The organism is Caecibacter sp. AF58-12pH5A (genome assembly GCF_027681725.1).
Taxonomy (GTDB): Bacteria; Bacillota; Negativicutes; order Veillonellales; family Megasphaeraceae; genus Megasphaera; species Megasphaera hominis.
Genome location: NZ_JAQDBC010000002.1, coordinates 143,069 through 162,546, shown reverse-complemented (window position 1 = coordinate 162,546; position 19,478 = coordinate 143,069). Strand labels below are relative to the sequence as shown.

Annotated in this window: 19 protein-coding genes, 1 tRNA gene and 1 other annotated feature; of the genes, 8 read left to right on the top strand and 12 right to left on the bottom strand. The window is 51.8% G+C overall.

The window, feature by feature from the left end; translation table 11 throughout:
* Positions 1-3: 3 nt before the first annotated feature.
* From PGX44_RS01995 to PGX44_RS01985, 3 genes are all read right to left on the bottom strand, one after another.
* On the bottom strand, positions 4-1,170 hold the full coding sequence (locus PGX44_RS01995; RefSeq protein WP_498854050.1) for an amidohydrolase: 1,167 nt from the start codon (positions 1,168-1,170) through the stop codon (positions 4-6).
* 67 nt (positions 1,171-1,237) lie between these two features.
* Positions 1,238-2,185 (bottom strand): AEC family transporter, encoded by a 948-nt coding sequence (locus PGX44_RS01990; protein WP_186502790.1) that lies wholly within the window; start codon positions 2,183-2,185, stop codon positions 1,238-1,240.
* 23 nt (positions 2,186-2,208) lie between these two features.
* Complete coding sequence (locus PGX44_RS01985; protein ID WP_498854049.1) at positions 2,209-2,991, bottom strand: carbon-nitrogen family hydrolase; 783 nt, start codon at positions 2,989-2,991, stop codon at positions 2,209-2,211.
* Positions 2,992-3,171: 180 nt separating this feature from the next.
* Between PGX44_RS01985 and ybaK the strand changes: the two genes are divergently transcribed.
* Both ybaK and PGX44_RS01975 read left to right on the top strand, forming a co-directional pair.
* Complete coding sequence (ybaK, locus tag PGX44_RS01980; RefSeq protein ID WP_186502788.1) at positions 3,172-3,684, top strand: Cys-tRNA(Pro) deacylase; 513 nt, start codon at positions 3,172-3,174, stop codon at positions 3,682-3,684.
* A complete protein-coding gene (locus PGX44_RS01975; RefSeq protein ID WP_498854048.1) occupies positions 3,681-4,340 on the top strand; it encodes a uracil-DNA glycosylase in 660 nt (219 codons plus the stop codon). Before ybaK ends, PGX44_RS01975 begins: the two co-directional genes overlap by 4 nt.
* A gap of 55 nt (positions 4,341-4,395) precedes the next feature.
* Here PGX44_RS01975 and PGX44_RS01970 read toward each other — a convergent pair whose 3' ends face one another.
* A complete protein-coding gene (locus PGX44_RS01970) occupies positions 4,396-5,823 on the bottom strand; it encodes an FAD-binding oxidoreductase (protein WP_498854047.1) in 1,428 nt (475 codons plus the stop codon).
* Between the two features lie 390 nt (positions 5,824-6,213).
* Positions 6,214-6,482, top strand: a binding site (T-box leader).
* Positions 6,483-6,581: 99 nt separating this feature from the next.
* Between PGX44_RS01970 and PGX44_RS01965 the strand changes: the two genes are divergently transcribed.
* From PGX44_RS01965 to PGX44_RS01945, 5 genes are all read left to right on the top strand, one after another.
* On the top strand, positions 6,582-7,574 hold the full coding sequence (locus tag PGX44_RS01965; protein ID WP_288201439.1) for a bile acid:sodium symporter family protein: 993 nt from the start codon (positions 6,582-6,584) through the stop codon (positions 7,572-7,574).
* 150 nt (positions 7,575-7,724) lie between these two features.
* Positions 7,725-8,096, top strand: a complete 372-nt coding sequence (locus PGX44_RS01960; RefSeq protein WP_186502785.1) for a hypothetical protein — start codon at positions 7,725-7,727, stop codon at positions 8,094-8,096.
* A gap of 85 nt (positions 8,097-8,181) precedes the next feature.
* A tRNA-Gly gene (locus PGX44_RS01955) sits at positions 8,182-8,255 on the top strand.
* A gap of 82 nt (positions 8,256-8,337) precedes the next feature.
* Entirely contained in the window at positions 8,338-9,252 is a 915-nt protein-coding gene (locus PGX44_RS01950; protein ID WP_498854046.1) for a ketopantoate reductase family protein, read from the top strand.
* Positions 9,249-10,175, top strand: coding sequence for a ketopantoate reductase family protein (locus PGX44_RS01945; RefSeq protein WP_498854045.1), 927 nt, complete (start codon positions 9,249-9,251; stop codon positions 10,173-10,175). Before PGX44_RS01950 ends, PGX44_RS01945 begins: the two co-directional genes overlap by 4 nt.
* 54 nt (positions 10,176-10,229) lie before the next feature.
* Here the strand turns inward: PGX44_RS01945 and PGX44_RS01940 are convergent, their stop codons facing one another.
* The 8 genes from PGX44_RS01940 to PGX44_RS01905 all read right to left on the bottom strand — a co-directional run bounded on the left by PGX44_RS01940 (position 10,230) and on the right by PGX44_RS01905 (position 17,895).
* Positions 10,230-10,565 carry a hypothetical protein gene (locus PGX44_RS01940; RefSeq protein WP_186502782.1) on the bottom strand — a complete coding sequence of 112 codons (336 nt, stop codon included), beginning with the start codon at positions 10,563-10,565 and terminating at the stop codon, positions 10,230-10,232.
* Positions 10,566-10,614: 49 nt separating this feature from the next.
* On the bottom strand, positions 10,615-11,511 hold the full coding sequence (locus PGX44_RS01935) for a hypothetical protein (RefSeq protein ID WP_186502781.1): 897 nt from the start codon (positions 11,509-11,511) through the stop codon (positions 10,615-10,617).
* A gap of 10 nt (positions 11,512-11,521) precedes the next feature.
* The gene (locus tag PGX44_RS01930; protein ID WP_498854044.1) at positions 11,522-12,460 is read right to left on the bottom strand and encodes a phosphodiester glycosidase family protein; all 939 of its coding nucleotides are present in this window, start codon (positions 12,458-12,460) and stop codon (positions 11,522-11,524) included.
* A gap of 32 nt (positions 12,461-12,492) precedes the next feature.
* Entirely contained in the window at positions 12,493-13,311 is an 819-nt protein-coding gene (locus PGX44_RS01925) for a polysaccharide deacetylase family protein (RefSeq protein ID WP_498854043.1), read from the bottom strand.
* Positions 13,312-13,410: 99 nt separating this feature from the next.
* Entirely contained in the window at positions 13,411-14,382 is a 972-nt protein-coding gene (locus PGX44_RS01920; protein WP_498854042.1) for a C-terminal binding protein, read from the bottom strand.
* Positions 14,383-14,567: 185 nt separating this feature from the next.
* Positions 14,568-16,103 (bottom strand): PhnE/PtxC family ABC transporter permease, encoded by a 1,536-nt coding sequence (locus tag PGX44_RS01915; RefSeq protein WP_498854041.1) that lies wholly within the window; start codon positions 16,101-16,103, stop codon positions 14,568-14,570.
* Complete coding sequence (gene phnC, locus PGX44_RS01910; RefSeq protein ID WP_498854040.1) at positions 16,093-16,845, bottom strand: phosphonate ABC transporter ATP-binding protein; 753 nt, start codon at positions 16,843-16,845, stop codon at positions 16,093-16,095. The genes PGX44_RS01915 and phnC overlap by 11 nt, the downstream gene beginning before the upstream one ends.
* Positions 16,846-16,869: 24 nt before the next feature.
* Entirely contained in the window at positions 16,870-17,895 is a 1,026-nt protein-coding gene (locus PGX44_RS01905) for a phosphate/phosphite/phosphonate ABC transporter substrate-binding protein (protein ID WP_289001887.1), read from the bottom strand.
* A 382-nt stretch (positions 17,896-18,277) separates the two neighbouring features.
* Between PGX44_RS01905 and PGX44_RS01900 the strand changes: the two genes are divergently transcribed.
* Positions 18,278-19,366, top strand: coding sequence for a mandelate racemase/muconate lactonizing enzyme family protein (locus PGX44_RS01900; protein ID WP_498854039.1), 1,089 nt, complete (start codon positions 18,278-18,280; stop codon positions 19,364-19,366).
* The last annotated feature ends 112 nt before the right edge of the window (positions 19,367-19,478 follow it).

Sequence of the window (19,478 nt, the reverse complement as noted above, 5' to 3'; positions counted from 1 at the left end):
GTCTTATTTTTCTGACTTGTCAAATTCTGCACGAATCGCTTTTTTAAGAGCCGGGTCAGCAGCAATGCGCAAAACTGTCCGGCCAATGATTTCTGCTCCCTGGACGATAACCGGTTCAATGGTCTTGCTTTTGACCAAGTCGGCAATTTCCCGGGAATGATCAGGGTAAAAGGTATCGCCCATGGCCAAATGAAGATGAAGCACCGGGCATTGATGACTAATATTGGCAATATCGGAGCTGCCACCGATACCGGGTTCTACGAAAGGAATCTCCATCTCCCGAAGAACCTGACGGACGACTTCCGTTGCCGTTTCATTCCAAATGAGGTCGTCGTATTTATACCCCACTTGTTCTACTTCATACGTCGTTTCCGTCGCCAAAGCGGCACCGGCAAAGCAGTTCATAATGCGTTTTACGACCTGGTCGAGGTAGGTCCGCGTCGTGTGGCGGATGCAGCATTCCAGTTCGGCAAAGTCCGGAATGACGTTAGACGCCGTACCGCCATTGACAATATACGTGCCGATCCGCGTATCGGGCAGGACATGCTGGCGCAGCATATCGATGGCATGGAGCGACAAGGTCGCGCCGTTCAAGGCATTGCGGCCTTCCCAGGGATGGGCTGCAGCATGAGCCGTCTGGCCATGGAAGCGGATGCGATAATCATCTAAGGCCAAAAAACGCGAATTCGGCGTCGTTTCACACGATGACATATGCACCATGAGGACCAGATCATAGTCCTTAAAGACGCCTTGCTCACACATGGGTACTTTGCCGCCGTGCAGTTCTTCATCAGGCGTACCGAAGAGATCGACAGCCACCGGCAGATCAGGCATGGCGTGGAAGGCAGCGGCAGCCAAAAAGCTCACGGCACCGCCAGCTGAGTGGCCACAGCCGTGGCCGATTTCCGGCAGGGCATCGTACTCAGCCAAAATACCGATCCGCAGGGCTGGCTGCCGGGGCTGTTTTACGACGGCCTTATACGCCGTAGGCTGGCCGCTAAAGTGTTCTTCCACGTCCATACCCAACGAGCGGCACGCCGCTACATGACGGGCGCAGGCGTGATATTCCTGTCCGGATAATTCCGGATCGTTGGCAATTTCATAATTTAAGGTAAAGGCTTGTGGTGCAAATTTCTGCACATTAGCAGAAAAGGCATCCCATAATGACATGCAATACACGTCCTTTCTTCACAGTAAAAGGCCGGCAATACACTTGCCGGCACATGAATACAACCTGTCAGCCCCCGACGATGGTCATATACAAAGGAATGACCAGGAGACCTAAGACAATGGAAATAAAACTGATTTCTGTCGAATAGCGCACGTCGGCACCGACAGACTTGGCCACGACGGTCATTTGCGTCATAGCCGGCATACTGGCCTGCATGGTAAAGACCTTAGCCGACATATCCGTAATGGGAATAAACGGCAAAAGAGCCAGAACGCAGCAAGGGCAGACGAGAAAACGGCCAACGAGAGCACCGATAATGTCGCGATCCCAATGGATGTCCGCCCAGACGATGCCGCTCATTTCGATGCCGATGACCATGAGGGACAAGGGCGTCGCCAAATTACCTACGTACTGAAAGCTCATGACGAGAAAATCAGGCAAGGGAATTTCCAGCATGACCAGAATCAGGCCTACGAGAAAGCCCTCGAGAGGCGGAGAGAATACTTTTTTCAAGGTCTGCATAGAAAAGAGGGGCATATTTTTGCCACCTGTACTATCGTTGACAATATGGTAAATCCCTAACGTCCAAAACATCGTCGTATTGGCCATATAGTACAACATAACCGATGGCACACTCTTCGGTCCGAAGAGGGCCAGATTAACCGGCAGGCCGATAAAAATAGTATTGGCAATAAAAAAGCACGTAATAAAGATGCCCTGCCGTTCCTTACGGATATGCAACACCTTCGCCGCTATGCGTCCGACAATGTAAGCCAAGAAGATAGACGCAAAGGGCAGCAGCAAATCCGGTGCCATCTGTACGAGCGAATCGTGCGTAAAATCACGCACCATATTGACCACCATGTAGAGCGGCAAAGCCACCTTCATGACGATGCGCGTCAAGAGGGCACTCGTATTGCTGTCAAACCAGCCCTTGCGGCACAAGACAAAGCCAATCGCAATGATAAAAATGACCTCAAAAATACCCTGCAGGCCATGAATAGCCCCTTCCATGAGGACCTCAACTCCTTAAATCGTTATAATTTGTATAAATCGGGCCGGCGGTCACGGAAGACGTTGATCTTTTGGCGAATTCTTTCCGTAATGGAAAAATCCACATCTGCCAGGAGAATCGTTTCGTCTGCCCCGCCCTGGGCCAGCATGGTTCCCCATGGGTCAGCAATCAGCGAGCTGCCACCAAAACGCACGGTATCGGTCGTTCCGCAGCTGTTGACGGCTACGACATAGAATTGGTTTTCAATGGCCCTGGCCTGATTGAGTATCAGCCAGTGCTGCCGCCGCTGTTCTGCCCAGGCAGCCGGAACGAACAAGATCCGGGCACCTGCCAGGGCTGCCATACGCACCCATTCGCCAAAACGGATATCATAGCAAGTGATCGAAGCCATTTTGATACCGTCTAATTCAAATACATTCAGATGATCGCCTGGCGTAAACACCGTGTCTTCTCCCCCAGGCGTAAAAAGATGGACTTTGTCGTACGTAGCGATGACCTGGCCCGCCTTATTTACGACAAAGGTCGTGTTGTACAGATTGTCACCACGGCGATTGGCAACGGAACCGCCAACGATGTGGACGCCGTAGCGCTTCGCTTCTTCTGACAAAAAGGCCTGTGTCCGGACGCCATCCCGGTCGGCAAGATCCATAATATCTGGCGGATAAAAGGACGTATTCCAAAGCTCCGACAAGACAACGAGGTCGGCTCCGGCAGCTGCCGCCTTTTTTATATTCTCTGCTGCTAAAGCATAATTCTTTTCTACATCTCCATAGGCAATGGCTGCCTGTACGGCTGCTATCTTCATTATGTGCACCTCCTCAGAGTGTGAATAAAATCATAATTGCTGTATATTCTATTATAAGCGAGCTGTTCCTGCAATGCAATATATGATTTAGCCAAAATCGTCACCTGGCAGGTCCCCTGGCATTTCTCACGTCCCTATGCTATAGTAAAGTGAAACAAATCAATGCAGGGAGGCGAAAGCATGGCCAAATTAAAGAAGACAAACGTCATGCGCATTTTAGATAAACAAAAAATAGCCTATACAACGAAGGCTTATGAATACTCGGAAGACGACCTTTCCGGCGTCCACGCGGCAGCAGCCCTGGGCATGGATCCGGAACAGGTCTTTAAGACCCTCGTCGGACAAGGAAATAAGACCGGCCCTGTCGTCTTCTGTATTCCCAGCGATAAAGAATTGGACCTGAAAAAAGCGGCGGCCTGCAGTGGCAATAAAAGCGTGCAGCTCCTGCATGTCAAAGACCTGCCCGGCCTGACCGGTTATATCCGCGGCGGCTGCTCGCCTATTGGTATGAAAAAACAATTTCCAACGTATATTGATGCATCGGCAGAAACGTATGACGCCATCAGCATCAGTGCCGGCCAGCGGGGACAGCAGGTATTTTTACCGGCTGCCTCCATCATGGAAGTGACCGGTGCCGTGCTGGCTGACCTGACCATGAAGGACGTAACCCTCACAGAAGGGCGCGTACGATGAGCGGCGACAAGATGGCAGCCTGGCTGCAGGATCTCGCCCAGTGCGAAGCGTGTAAGCTGCGTCACGAAGGCAATCGCGGTCCTACAGGCTTTACGGGTGATCCGGCCTCACCCATCATGTTCGTCGGCGAAGGGCCAGGCGGTGTGGAAGATGAATATGGTGTTCCTCTCGTAGGCCCGTCAGGCCAGCTCCTCGATAAAGCCTTATGGAGCGTCGGCCTCACGCGGGACCGTATTTACGTCACGAACATCGTCAAATGCCGGCCCAAAAACAACCGTACGCCGACGCTGGAAGAAGGCAAGGGCTGTGCCAACATCCATCTCGTCCGGGAAATCGAACTCGTCGCCCCCAAGGTCATCATCTGCCTGGGCAAGGTAGCCTTTCAGTATTTCTACGGCCACGCTGCCAGTATCATGCGCAACCGCGGCAAGTGGTTCGACTGGCAGGGCATTCCCGTCATGCCAACGTATCACCCGGCCTTTCTCCTGCGGCAAACAGGCAAAGACCTGGTCGAAGCAAAATGGCAGGTCTACTATGATTTTAAGGCTGCCGTAGAAAAGGCGCAGGCTGCCTGTCCGGATTACGTTTATCAAAGCCCGGAAAAGCCCAATCTCCTGGCTCAATACCAAGCCGTAAAAGAACAACGGCATTTCTAAAAAAAGACGCTGTACTCCCCCTCGGAGCCAGCGTCTTTTTTGCATAACTATTCAATTAACCAGCAACGAAATCGCCTGTCATATCGACCAGTTTTCCTGGATTCATGATATTATTAGGATCCAAGGCTTTCTTGATGGCCTTGATGACGTGCAGCTCTGCCGCTGGTGTGCACTTGGCAAATTCTTCGAGCTTCTTGTAGCCGATGCCATGTTCGCCGGACATCTTGCCGCCTAAGGCGTAGACGCGCGGGAAAAGGTCTGCATGGAAGGCTTTGATTTTTTCAAACCATGCTTCCGGTGAAAGGCCTTTGGCATTCAGGGGCAGGACATGGATATTGCCATCACCGATATGGGCTACAGTGACGCAATAGAGATCGTATTTTTCCCGCAGTTCCGGAATCTGGGCCGTCATGGCAGCAATCTGGTCCAAGGGAACGACAAAATCCTCGGTCTGGAACATTTTATCCACGTCCCGCGCTGCTTCGGCAAACTGCTTGCGCAGCTTCCAGATCCGTTCATCTGCATCGAGGACATCAACGGCACCGTTGGCTTCTGCCAGGTCGCAGAGCTGCTCCATCTTGCGGTCGGCATCATCCTGGCTGAACGTTTCTACCGTGACGATGACGTAGTCTGCCCCTTCATCGACATGAGGCATAGGCATGGAAAGGAATTTCGTCGTCATGACCAGGGCTTCGTTATCCATGAATTCAATGCTCGTCGGGTCGATACCGGCCTTGAGGATCTTATTGGGCAAGGCAAAGGCTTCTTCATCGCTATTAAAGACACAGACTACGTTGAAGCGGTACGGCGGCAAAGGCCGAAGCTTTACAGTCACTTCCGTGATGATACCCAGTGTCCCTTCAGAACCGGCAAAGAGCTGTTCCAAACAGAGGCCGGTCGAGCTCTTTTGCAGGCGCGCCCCAGCCGTTACGATTTCCCCCGTCGGCGTAACGACTTTCAGGCTGTAGAGCTGGTTGCGCGTCGTGCCATACTTAACAGCCTTGTTGCCACCGGCATTGTTGGCTACATTGCCGCCAATCTGGCAGCTTTCGGCACTGGATGGGTCGCCGGCATAGAGTAAATGATGCTGCCGGGCCATTTCCTGGAGATCACTGGTTCGCACACCGGTCTGGCAAACGGCATACATGTTATCTGCATCGAAGGTGAGAACCTTATTCATGCGGTCCAATTCGACAACGATACCGTGGTACACAGGGATGGCCCCGCAGGCGACGCCCGAGCCGGCTGCGCGCGGCGTAAGCGGTACCAAGTACTGATTCGCTAATTTGACGACGTCTGCTACCTGTTCCGTCGTTTCCGGAAAGACGACTACCTCAGGCTTGTGGAAATAATAGGAATTGCCTTCTTCGTCCGTTTGATAGGCTGTAAGATATTCTTCGTCTGTCTTTACTTGCTTGTCACTGAGGACCCGTTTCAAGTCCGCTACCAGTTCCGGTGTAACCGGATTAAAATGTGCCATCATGCATACACCCCTTTTGTGTTTCCCCTTTAATAGAAATATAAATATATTAATATATTAAAGTTTACACCGACGATTTTCATGAAATCATCGCTTCAAACTTTATGTTTGACAGTATAGCACTCTTTTCCGTCTTGTAAAGGCCGTTTTTTTCTTGCCAACACTGCAAAAAAAACGGCCGTATCCCCATGGTTAAGCTACCTATGACGTTTAACGCAATATCATTCTCAAACTATATCGTTTTATTAATTTTATCATTCTATTTTGGAATGAATCCATCCTTTTATACCGTATATATGGCAATTTAGTTATTTTTTGTTATTTTAATAAATTAATAATAAAGTACTTGACTCTTTCCCCGTCATTGCGTATAATACGACACAAGCAAACAACCAAACAGTGTTGATTGGGAAAAGTACTTACAGACCCTGACATTACAGAGAACCTGCCGTATGGTGCGAGGCAGGATGTAAAGACTATGAGGAAAATCACCCAGGAGCTGCCAGCTGAACGCGTCCGTTGCAAGTAAGTGTGGCCGATTGACAACCGTTATCCTGTCCGGCATTGAACGTTAGAGAAATCTTTCGGTGATGTCTGTAGAGGGGTCGTTTTTAACGACAATAAGAGTGGTACCGCAGAGCATTTAACGCTTTGTCTCTTTCAGAAGAGACAAAGCGTTTTTTTATTCTCCAGGTAATACAATCAGCCGTTTGTTATTTGCCGAATCCATTATCTTTTTTCTATTTCAGGGGGTAGTTATCATGATGAATTTCGTTACCAAATTAAGCGGTTTTGTTGGAAAAAATCTTACCTGGCTCGTCTTACTCACCATCGTAGGCGGCTATTTCGTTCCTTCCGGTTTTACCTGGGCCGTCTCCAATACGGTCTGGCTCTTAGGCGTAGTCATGTTTGGTATGGGCATGACGCTTCACGCTTCTGATTTCCGTCTCGTCCTGCAGCGTCCGCGCGAAGTCTTGGCCGGCACGGTCTGTCATTATACGATCATGCCGCTCGTAGCCTACGCCTTGGTCATGGTCTTTGGTCTCTCGCCGGAATTAGCCGTCGGCATGGTACTCCTCGGCTCCTGCCCCAGCGGCACGGCATCGAATGTCATGAGCTTCCTCGCTAAAGGCGACGTACCTTTGGCCGTTTCTATCACGACCGTTTCTACGCTCCTCGCCCCGATCATGATGCCCTTCCTCGTTTGGGCACTGGCCGGTCAATGGGTTACGGTTTCCTTCCTCTCCATGGCTCTGACGGTCATGAAGGTCATCCTCGTACCGCTCGTTTTAGGTCTGCTCGTCCATCGTGTAGTCGGTGAAAAATATTTGGCCCAGCTCCAGAAAGTACTCGTTCTCGTCTCTGCCTTTGCCGTTCTTTCCATCCTCGGTGGTGTCGTTGCCGTAAACGGTGCTAAAATCGTATCGCTTGGTGTTTTCATGGTCGTTCTCGTTCTCTTACACAATCTCTTCGGTTTTGCTCTTGGCTATTTCATCACTGGCAAGCTCGGTTTTGGCAAACGGCAGCAGCATTCCGTTACCTTGGAAGTCGGCATGCAGAATGATGCCTTGGCTCTTTCCATCTGCTCCGTCTACTTCGCTCCGGCCGTCGCTATCCCGGCTGCTGTAGGTGCTGCTGTGCACCAGATCACCGGTTCCATGCTGGCCGGCCTCTTCGCCCGCAACATGGATAAACACGAAGCAAAAGAAGCTGCCCGCAAACAGGAAGTGGCTCCGGCTCCGACAGCACACTAAGGCTGTTAACCGGGTTACTATATACCATAACAAAGAAGCGCACTGCATCCCCAGTCAGTGCGCTTTTTTGTTTTCATATTGCTACTCTTTTGCAACATATTTGTCACAAAAAAAGACTATACTATAGTTACTTTCAAAGGGGGAATACAAATGAAGAACATGATCAAACACATGGCCGTTCTGACGGCTATAACGGCTGCCATGAGCGGCAGCTTCGCCTTTGCCCAGGGACAGCAGTCCTATACGTCCTACCCGTGGCAGGGTCAGCAGGTTCAGGCACAACAGCCGGCACCACAGGCTAATCCTACGGCAAAATGGAACAGCCAGAAAAATAAAACCGACAACGTAAAAAAGGATAAAGCGGATACAAACAAGGACTACAAGCAAGTAAAGAAAGACAATAAAAAGGATTCCAAAAAAGCCAGTAAGAATCTGAAAAATCCGCCGCAAAACCAAACGCCATCCCAGAACCAACAAAAGCAGCAGCCTAATCCGTATGTACCATACGGACAAAACCGCTGACATTCAAGAGCCCCATCACAGATGATAGGGCTCTTTTTCTTTACAAATATAGTATTTGCTGGTAAAATATATAAGTACCTATCATGCGGGTGTAATTCAGTGGTAGAATACGAGCTTCCCAAGCTTGGTACGAGGGTTCGATCCCCTTCATCCGCTCCAAATCAAGGCCTTACTCATAGGAGTAAGGCCTTTTTTCTGCTATAATAAAATCGTACCTATACCAAATGAAGAAGGTGTAATTATGAAGCTTATGGTTTCCGGCATTGGCGGTGTCGGCGGCTACGTCGCAGCCGTTCTCTGCTCACACTATGCTGAAGTGACGCTCATTGCCCGCAGGAAGCGACGTGATTCCTTACGGGAAAAAGGCCTCGTCGTCCACAGCCAGCTGCTGGGAGAACAGGTCTTCCATCCGGCTGTTACGGATACACCGGCTGAAGCAGGCATTCAGGATATGATTTTCATCTGCACGAAAAATTATTCCCTGCCCGCTGCGCTGGCGGCCGTACAGCCCTGCGTAGGCCCGGAGACGCTGGTCGTCCCCATCATGAACGGCATCGATCACTACGAAACGGCCCGTGCCCTGCTGCAAGGCGGCATCGTTGTCAATGCCTTGGTATACATTGCGGCCAATTACCGCCCTGATTACTCCATTGACCATAATTGCAATTATGCCCGCATCATCGTCGCAGCGCCACAAGCAGAGGCCGCTGCCCGCGTCGTTTCCGTTCTCAATCACGAAGGCGAAATAAACTGCTACATTGCCGACGATATGAAATCGGAGCTCTGGCACAAATTCATCGTCAACTGCGGCTATAATACCATTACCGCCTATTACGGCTGTACGACACGGGGTCTGCTGGAACCGCCGACGCGCTTAAAGGAATTCCAGACCCTTCTCGATGAAGCCTATGCCGTTGCCATGGCCGATGGCGCCAAGCTGCCTGATGATTTGACGGCCCGCATTTATGACCGCTTTCTCAACCGGCGAGGCCTCGACCTAAGCAGTTCTATGGCCCGCGATTTTGCCGCCCATAGGCCGAGTGAGCTGGAAACATTCAGCGGCGTCCTCGTACGCAAGGCCCGCGCATTGGGTGTAGCCGTACCCCTGACAGAACGTTTTTATGAAGTATTAAAAGAAAGAGAGGCACATATATGAAATTAATGGTAACCGGTATCGGTGGCGTAGGCGGCTATTTAGCCTCGTTCCTCAGCACCTATTATCCCGGCCAAGTAACACTGATTGCCCGTAAGGCCCGTAAAGAATCGCTGGTTGCCAAAGGGCTCGTCCTGCACAGCGAATATTTCGGTGAACACGTAACCCATCCGGCCGTGACAGATACACCGGCCGACACAGGCATTCAGGACGTAATCTTTGTCTGCGTTAAAAATTATTCCCTCGAAGCTGCCCTCAAGGCAGTCATTCCCTGCATCGGTGCAGATACGATCGTCTTTCTCATCCAAAACGGCATTGACCATGCGGAAAAGGCAAAAGAAATCGTCCCCCAAGGCCATATCATCGATGCCGCAGTCTATATTAACTCCAAATACAATGACGATTTCTCCATTGAACAAAGCGGCAAATTTGCCCGTATTTTCTTTGGCTCCGACGACGCAGACAGCTGCCGGCGTGTCGAAGAAATTCTCGCCCATGAAGGCCTGCGCATCCATAACGAAGGCGCTGCCATCGGCACGCAGATCTGGATCAAATATATTACGAACTGCGCCTTTAACGTCATTACCGCCTATTACGAAGAAACGATCGGTGCCATCTTCGCCCGGCCCGACGGAAAGGAACAATTCCACACCCTTCTCGAAGAAGCGACAAACGTCGGCCGCGCCACAGGCATTACCCTGCCGGAGGACCTGGTCGAAACGATCTATGGCCGCGTCATTGCCCAAAAGAACAAGGACGTCTACAGTTCCCTGGCCAATGACATTATGGCCGGCCGTAAGAGCGAGCTTGATACCTTTAGCGGTCTCCTGGTCCGCACGGCAGAAAAGGTACACGTAGCAGTCCCCTTATCGGCCATGATGTACCACGCCATTGCCAAACGCATTGCCGAACGGCAGCAGCAATAATACCCTATAAAATAGGACGCACCCGCCGGGTGCGTCCTATTTTCATTTCACGCTTTATTTTTTCAGCTTTTTGCTCGTTTTCGGTGCCGTTTTAATCACTACATTGCGGCCGTCTTTGACGACTTCCAGGGAAATATCGCCTACGCCGTCCTTATAGTAGGCCATCTTGATTTCCAGGAGCAGCGTTCCTACACGCTGCTGCAATTCATCGGTAAAGAACTGCTTGCGGAAATCTTCTGCCGACGTACCGGTGCCTTTTTTCTTAGCGACAGGGCGCTTGGCCACCGTTTCTTCGTCGTCCCAGTCTGCCGTTTCAAAGGTAACTTCTTCTTTTACGCCGGCAAACATGTCTTCCAGCGAACGGTTTTTAGGAATCTTATTTTTTGCCATCTAACTCACTCCTATGCAGTAACAGGCGCCCTTACGGCGCCTGCTCTGGTTATTTGTTATTATCTACCTTATCGGCAGCTTCACGCATACTGTTCAAGGTAATATCCGAGAATTTTTCTGGTGTCTTATACGTTGCAATCTTCGTAAAGCCCTTCTTCAAGCGGCCGCGGTACGCTGCCACTACTTCATTATCCGAATTCATTTCGGCAATGAAGATTTCCTGGCCGTCTATGCCAATGAGGCGGAACTTGCCGCTCGGCGAAATTTCCCGCCAGCTGCTCGTTGCTCCGTCAAACATGTATACGACACCGGTACGCAGATTATCGTAGAAGAAAATATCCTGGTCGTAGAATACAGCAATGCGGCCAATATTTTCTGCCTGGACGTTAATGCGGCGTGTATCATAGTTAGCATCTGTACGGTAAATGCGATACTTGTCCTTGTCCACTTCCAATTTCATATAGACGACATTCGTCGCTGTCGAATACGCTACGTCGACAATCTTGCTGCCCTGGGGCGCATTTTCAATGGGCGTATCCAATTCCCGGTCCGGATAGATCGGGTTATATTGGGCAATATATACGCCATAACGGCCTGTCTTTTCATCCTTGCCGTAGGTTGCGAAAATAGCCAAATCGCGGTCAGGCAGCCACTCGAAAAACGACACCTTGCGTCCATGCAGGCTGATACGCTGCGGTTCCGAACTCTTGCCGGCTTCATAAATAGAAACAACATCATCGACAATCGTCGCCATAAACCGCTTATCATAGGAATAATAGGTCTGGCCATTCGGTTCTACACCGAAACCCAGCTTTTCCTGTTGATTCGTACTGCCAATCTGGAAATCCGAAGTTGGTGCAAAGAGGACTGTATCCAGGTAGTAGTACACACCGGCCTGAATGCCGATGCCGATGGCGAATGCCAAAAGCACTTTTCCCAGCTTCATGATTCCCCTCCTACTTCACAATAAAGGCCGTCGGAATCATTCGTTCACCGAGAAGATCCGCCGGTTTGTTTACGACTTTCCCATTCAGATATAAGGTCGAACTGGAACCGCCGTCCAGATTAGCTGCAATATACGCGCCCTGTTCATACATGATATTTTGCAGGTCGCGGAGCGTTGCGCCAATGGAATACGATGGCTGACGCCCATCGATAACCAGGAACAAGACCGTGCCGTCCTTGCGCTGGCCAATGGCCGTACGCGGACCGACGCCCCAGCCACCGTCACCGACAGTGATCATTTTCTGGCCGTTGACGATCAGCGGTGGTCCGAAGGTAATCCCTTCCTGAATATCCATGGAAATGATTTCGCCCTTGCTGTAGTTGCCAGCTACGAGGTTGCCATCTTTCGTAAAGCCGATGAATTCATTGACTTCACTGTCGGCCGTGTCGCCGCCGAGGATGAACTTGCCGTCGTGGACGATAAAGCCATAGGGACTGCGGCCTGTACCGGTGCCGTTGGCATCATAGAAACCGCCGGCATTGATGGCCGCTACAGCATTGTAACGCTGGGCAATACCACTCGTCGTTTCCCCTTTTTCATCCATATTTTCTGCCGTTCCCACTTTGACCCGCTTAGGATCAGGGATTTCCAGCAAAAAGCCCTTGAAACGGCTGGATTCGATATTTTGCAATTTTAACGAAGAGTCCGTACGGACCTTGAATTTAAATAATTCCTGCTTCGGAGCTGTACTGATACCGCCTAAGATCTTATCGATTTCATCCTGCGTAAAAAGCCACGTAATATATTGCGGGTGACGGCTCTTCAAGATGGCGCCGACTACAGTCCGCTTAATATTATCAAAAGGCCCGAACAGTACGACAACCGGAGAGGTTACCGCAAAGAATACAAGCAGTACAACGAAAAACTTCCCTATATCTTTCAGTTTCATAATTACCTCATCGTATACGCACGCAACTGTCTCTATCGCTGTTCATATTTTTCAGTCGTAACGCGCTGCCTGAAATTATCAATATCCACTTCATTGCCAATCCAGATGCGTTTGACAGCATACGGATTATCGCCGTATTTTGCCCAGCCCGGATCCATGGTAAAGGCCAGTTTGATGCCAAACTGCTTCAGCACCTTGGCCGCTGCGGGATTATAGCCGCCATAGGGATAACAGAAATATTCATTCGTAATGCCCAGGTGCTCTTTGAGCTCAGCCTGGCTTTTTTGTATTTCTGCTTCCAGCGTATTGCCGCCCATCTCGTTGACCCGTTCATGATGATAGCCGTGGGAGGCAATCTCCATGCCGGCAGCCTGCATTTCCTTGATCTGCTGCCACGTCAGACGCGTACTCTGGTCTGCATCGTAGGTCGGGATAAAAACGGTACAGGCAAAGCCATATTCTTTCATCACAGGCATTACGATAGAATACGTATCCGGGTAGCCATCGTCAAAGGTCAGCACGACGGGACGTACGGGAACGGGTTTATTGTAAGCCATGTATTCATAGAGCTGTTCCATCGTAATCGGATGAAAATCGTTATCTTTGAGGAACTTCATCTGCTTACGGAAATTTTCTTCTGTCAGGCACGCCTGATTGTGCGGATCTGCCGGATCGACGCCAATCATATGGTACATCAGGACAGGCACACCGTTTTTCGGCACAGCCATTTCTACTTGCTTTGCCGGTTCCGGAGCCGCCGCTGTTTCCTGCTTCTGTTCTCCCGTGAAGCCACAGCCGGCGAGCAAGGCCAGACATACCAAAGCCATCCCTACTAGTTTCCAAATACGCAAGAGTCTAGAAACCTCCTTTAAATAAAAATATATAAACAGGCGACACGCCTGTTTATATATTTTACAGGATTTTCACTTTCAGTGCAAATTCTGCGGCTATCAGACACCACTGGCCGGAATAAACGGGAGGTTTTCCGTCTCTCCTGCCACAAAGGCACGAATATAGCGTTCCGCATCATCATGCAGCTGTTTTTCTGCTTCTACAGAGTGTGAGGCAATGCTCGGCGTCAACAGGAACTCCTGCCGGGTCATCATCTTAAGCATCATGGGCCCCGGGTGTTCCATGGACAGGACGTCAAGAGCCGCACTGCGTACGTGGCCGTCGTCGACAGCGTGGTACAGAGCCGCTTCATCTACGAGGCCGCCACGGCTGCAATTGACGAACATAGAGCCTTCTTTCATTTCATCAAACTGTTCGTCCCGGAAAAGATAGCGCGTCGTTTCATTGAGTGGCACGTGGAGGGAAATAATATCACTCGTGCGCATGAGCTTATCGAAATCGACGGGTTTGACATTCCGTTCCAACATGACTTCTTCTTCTACAAACGGGTCATAGGCCTGCACGGTACAGCCAAAGGCCTGCATGCGGGCCGCTACTGCGCGTCCGGAACGGCCAAAGCCAACGAGGCCGATAAGATGGCTGCTGACGCGGTGCAACTCCCATTTCACGCTGCCAAACTGCCAACGGCTGTGCCGGCGGATATCATCCTGGTATTCCGGAATCTGACGAATCAAGGCCAGAATCATGGCACACGTGTGGTCTGCAATATCATCCGTGCAGTAATCGGCATTGCGCAGGACTTTAACGCCCCGCTGTGCCGCAGCCTGTACGTCTACGTTATCAAAACGCGAACGCAGAATTACAATCAGCTTCAGCTCATCCAGTTTTTCGAGAAGTGAAGCCGTTATCTTTTCGTGTTTGCAGATAATAATGTCTGCATCCTTCAATTCATCTGCCAGTTGTTCTTCATCATCGCTAACTGGGCAATACGCAACATCGGCAATATCGCCCAACCGCTCTCCAAAATCGTCTTCGTCTTGATGACCTGTAAGAATGCTTATATGGTACATACCACAGCCCCTTTTCTTTTTCTAATACATAGTTAATAGGATACACTCATAGATATACACTTAAATATATATCACATAACCTGTCAAATAGCAAGTCTTTACGGCCTGATGGCAGGAAAAGTATACCAAAAAAGGCGATTACTCCCGAATCTATGCCAAAGAGTAATCACCTCATCGGGTCTGCCTTAAAAGCGCCGCACCTTACGCAGCCATTCCGAAGCCATCTCAACGGCCGTCACCAGGGCAATGAGCCCCCACAGGAGGGACGCCGCCGCGTGCCAATCGTAATGCATCATGGCCAGGATAAGGGGCGTACCAATACCGCCGGCGCCGACGAGCCCCAAAATAGCAGCATCGCGCAAATTGACGTCCAGCCTGTACAAGACTGCCGCTGCATAGCGTGGCCCTAGCTGTGGCACAATGGCCCGCACCAACGCGGCAGGCCGGCTGCTGCCCAAAGCCAGGAGAGCCCCATAGGGATGACGGTCAATATCATCGATGGCAATGAGGAAGCGCTTAGCCAGGAGACCGACACTGCAAAGGATAAGCGTAAGGACGCCGGCGAAGGGTCCCGGTCCGGTGACGCGGATCCACATGAGGCCGTACACAAAGACCGGTACCGTGCGGATGAGAAGCAGGACCAGGCGCGACGGCACGGAAAGGACCCACGGCGCCAGGCGAAAGCTCGCGATAAAGGAAAAGAAGGCTGCAATGACTAAACCGCCTAAGGTTCCCAAAAAGGCAATACAAAAGGTTTCATACAATAAATAGGCTACGCCTGTATGGTCCGTCGCCAAGAGGAGAGACCAATCGGGCTGCAAGAGGCCGCTCACGAGGGCAGCGGCTGCGGCCTGGCTCGTCTGGCCTGCTTCAGGCAGGCGCAGGGCCGTCAGGGAGATGAGGACCAACAGGGCCAGGAAAAGGCCCGTACAGAACCGTCCGGCACGGCCCAGGCGATAGGTACCGTCCAAAACGCGGCGCAGCCATTCGCTCAGGCCTTCCGTCGCAATGACGACGACGTAGAGGAGCAAGAGAATGGCACCGACGTCAGCGTATTCCCGCCAAGCCAGCCGTTCATTGAGCAGAAGGCCAATGCCGCCGGCCCCGACAAAGCCCAGGATAGCCGCATGACGCACGTTGGCCTCCAGCAAATACAGGACGTTTGTCAAATAGCCCGAAAGAACGGCTGGCAGAACCGTCCGCACGCAGGCCTTCAGGCGGCCACAACCGGCAGCTGCCAAGGCGCAGGCTGCCGTCAGGTCCGCATTTTCCATATCCTCGTAGCCAATGCGGGCCATGACAGCCGTCGTATAGAGAAAGAGTGCCAGCGTCCCGGCCAGGGTGCCAATGCCCACGAGGAAAGTACATAAGAGGGCCAGGATCAACGCCGGAATCGTACGCACCAGATGAATCAGGCCCTTAAGGGGCAAGCGGAAAAAAGGCCAGGGATTGACGTACGCGTTGGCCGCGACAGCCAAGACCAGGCCCAGCAAGGCGCCTAGGGCCGTGCCCGCTAAGGACATGCGGATCGTCGCCCATAATGGCGCCACGACGACGGGCACGTACGACCACGACGGCGGCACCATGGCAGCGGCAATATCGAAGAAATACGAGCCCCGCCGGATGAGCAAGGAAACAGAAAAACCGGTACTAGCTGCCGCTACGAATGTAAAGGCCAGCAGGATAAGCCAGGCGGCGGTATAACAAGCCCTATGCTTCATGACAATTCCTCCCGTAGAGGGCTGCCAGACGTGCTTCGTCCCAGGCGTCAGGCGGGCCTGCAAAAAAGACGCGCCCAGCCTGGAGGCCCACAATGCGGTCAGACCAGGTCCGGGCCTGATCCACGTTATGGCTGTTCATGAGTACGGTCAGACCCCGCCGCTGCTGCAGGCGGCGCAGCAGCTCCAAGACCTGCCGTGCCGTCTGGGGATCGAGAGACGCCACCGGCTCATCTGCCAGAATGAGGGACGCCTGCTGGACCAGCGTGCGGGCAATGGCTACGCGCTGCTTTTGGCCACCGCTGAGAGTACGCACCGGTGCATCAGCCAGTTCGTTAAGACCTACATCAGCCAGAGCCTCTACGGCACGCTGCCGTTCTGCCCGAGGAAAGCGGCCGCTTAAGGCACGCCAAAAGGATACGCGGGCTAGGGCACCGTTTAAGACGTTTTGCAAACACGACATTTCTTCGACAAGGCAAAAATCCTGAAAGATCATGCCGATTTGTTGCTGCGCCTGCCGTTTCTGCCGGCCCTTAAGGCCATCGAGGCGCGTACCGCCAGCCCAGACCTGGCCCGACGCAGGCTGCAGCATACCGTTACAAAGGCGCAGAAGTGTCGTCTTGCCGGCACCGCTGGGGCCGATAATGGAAACAAACTCTCCTGCGTGTACGGTCAGGGAAATATCATCTAATACCTGCTTTTTGCCATAGGCCTGACACACATGGCGCAGTTCCAGTGCTTCCACAGCAGTTTCCTCCTCTCCCTTTTCTTATTTCAGTTCCTTTTGTACCTGCCGTTCCCCGTCGTAATCCTTTGGGTCTGCCCAGGCATAGCCTTTGTGGCCAATGGTCTTCAGAACCTTGAGGCCTTCTTCGGTCTTGCCGATTTCGATGAGCGATTCGCCCAAGGCCTTGCGGAAGCCTTCATCCTTCATGACATCGCTGGTTTTGCTGACGCTGACCGTGTCGTTGTAAATTTTCCCGGTTACACCAATGACCCCGGTCTGGGCCCAAATATCAGACGTACCGCCCAGCTTCGTCTGCCAATCTTCAGCCATCTTGGCCCGGAAATGGGAATACGCCGTAAGGACATCAACCTGGCCTGAGGCCAAACGTGCTGCCGACGTAGAGTACGAGTCCGATTGGACCACATGGGCCAGATCGGAAATTTTCTTGCCGTAATTTTCTTTCAGCCACAAGGACGGATATAAATATCCCGATGCCGAAGCCGGACTCATGACCGCCCAGGTGAGATCATTCAGCTCATCCCACGTCGGTTTTTCGCCGCGTTTTACCTTAGCCAGGATGGCCTGTCCTTTGGCGCTGGGACCGACGAAAATAGCCGAGCGGTAATACGTGACCAGATCCTTCGTAAATACTTCCGGCTGGCCATCGTTCCAGACAGCAAGGTCTGTCGTATCCTTGTTGATGCCTTCGCGCAGGGCTGTCAACAGGACATCGACGTCCTTTTCATAAAGAACGTACGTCGCGCCGGAAATAAAGCCTACGTCGGCGCTGCCAGAGCTCAAGGCTTCGCCGACGGCATTATAGGACGTCCCGACGTTGATACTCACCTTGTCGATGGTATAGCCTTTTTCCTTCATTTTTGCCTGCAGCATCTTACCTAAGGGTTCAGTCTTTGTCTGAATCGTTTCGGCATCCTGATAGGGAGAAATCGCAATCTTCAATTCGGGGATTTCCTTCGTATTGCCGGCACTTTTTTCACCGTTGCCACAGCCGGCCAGCAAAAGACTGCTCAAGGCCAGCAGGGCCACTGCCATTTTCCATTTTTTCATATACAACACTCCTTTAATATATATAATAAGGGCAATAAAAAAGAGAGAGGACATACGGTTCCTCTCTCAGCAGCAGGCAACATGCGTCAAAAGGATCCGGTTCACTCCGGTATCTCACCTGACGGTCGGCACTCTGGTACCCTCTCAGCCCGGCCTACGGGCTCCCTCGCATGTTGGCCATTAATATAATAATATAGATATATAACAGGTCCAGGGAGCTCCCCCAAGACCCGCGTTCAGACCATCTTCAGTATAGTATAGGCCCTTTGTAAATTCAAGGTAAAATTTTCACATTCACGCCTCTGCAAGCCTGCAGTGCTTGAATTTACGCTACAAGGCCAGTACAATACAAAGTATCCCATATGTGATGAGGTGTACAATAGTGAAAATTACCAAGATTGAAGCAGGGAAAATCTCAATTCCCTTGAAGGTACCTTTTATTACGGCCCTGCGCCGTGTCGACACGGCAGAAGACCTGGTCATCAAGGTCCACACAGATGACGGTGCCATCGGCTGGGGCAGCGCACCGGCAACGGTAGTCATTACCGGTGATAGTCACGCCTCCGTAGCCGCCGCCATTAAAGAAGTCATGGCGCCGCAGCTCCTAGGCCTTGATATAGACGACAGGGAAGAAATCCTGGCCCGCATCAACCGCTCCATGGCCCATAATACATCGGCCAAGGCAGCCCTTGATATAGCCGTACACGATCTCTTCTGCCAGCACTACGGGCTCCCCTTGTACCGTTTCTTCGGCGGCCTGCGCACTCGTATTGCCTCAGACCTGACGATTAGCCTGAACGACCCGGAAACGATGGTCCGCCACGCCCTCACGGCCGTACAGCGCGGCTATACGAGCCTAAAAATCAAGGTCGGTACAGACGCCGCCCTCGACATCCGCCGCGTCCAGGCCGTGCGCCATGCCGTAGGGCCGGACGTAGCCATCCGCCTGGACGCCAACCAGGGCTGGAAGGCTAAGGAAGCCGTCCGTACAATCCGCCGTCTGGAAGATCTGGATTTAGGCATTGAATTCATCGAACAGCCCGTCGCCGCCCGGGATCTTGACGGCCTGAAGTTCGTTACGGACCACGTGGCTACGGACATTATGGCTGATGAAGCCGCCTTCAGCCCTTATGATGTCTTTCAGCTTCTCTCACGTCATGCGTGCGACCTGCTCAACATCAAACTCATGAAAGCAGGCGGTCTCCAGGCAGCCGCACAGATTGCTGCCATGGCCGGCGCCTGTGGTGTAACGTGCATGATGGGCTGTATGCTTGAATCAAAGATCGGCATTACTGCCGCTGCCAGCCTCTCTGCCGGCAGTCCTGTCATCATGCTGAACGACCTGGACGCAGCCGACCTCATGGCCGCTGACCCCGTGTCAGGCGGCATTATCTACGACGGCAATGAGCTCTGCCTGCCTGATGCACCGGGTCTGGGAATCGCTGACGTAACAGGCTGGGAAGCCTGGTAAAATTATAAAAACTTTGTATCATTTTTCCCATTCTCCTTAAAAACAAGTTGTGATTTTATATGAAAATTGCTATGATAAGAGCATAGATATATTTTAAGTTTATGTACGTGTA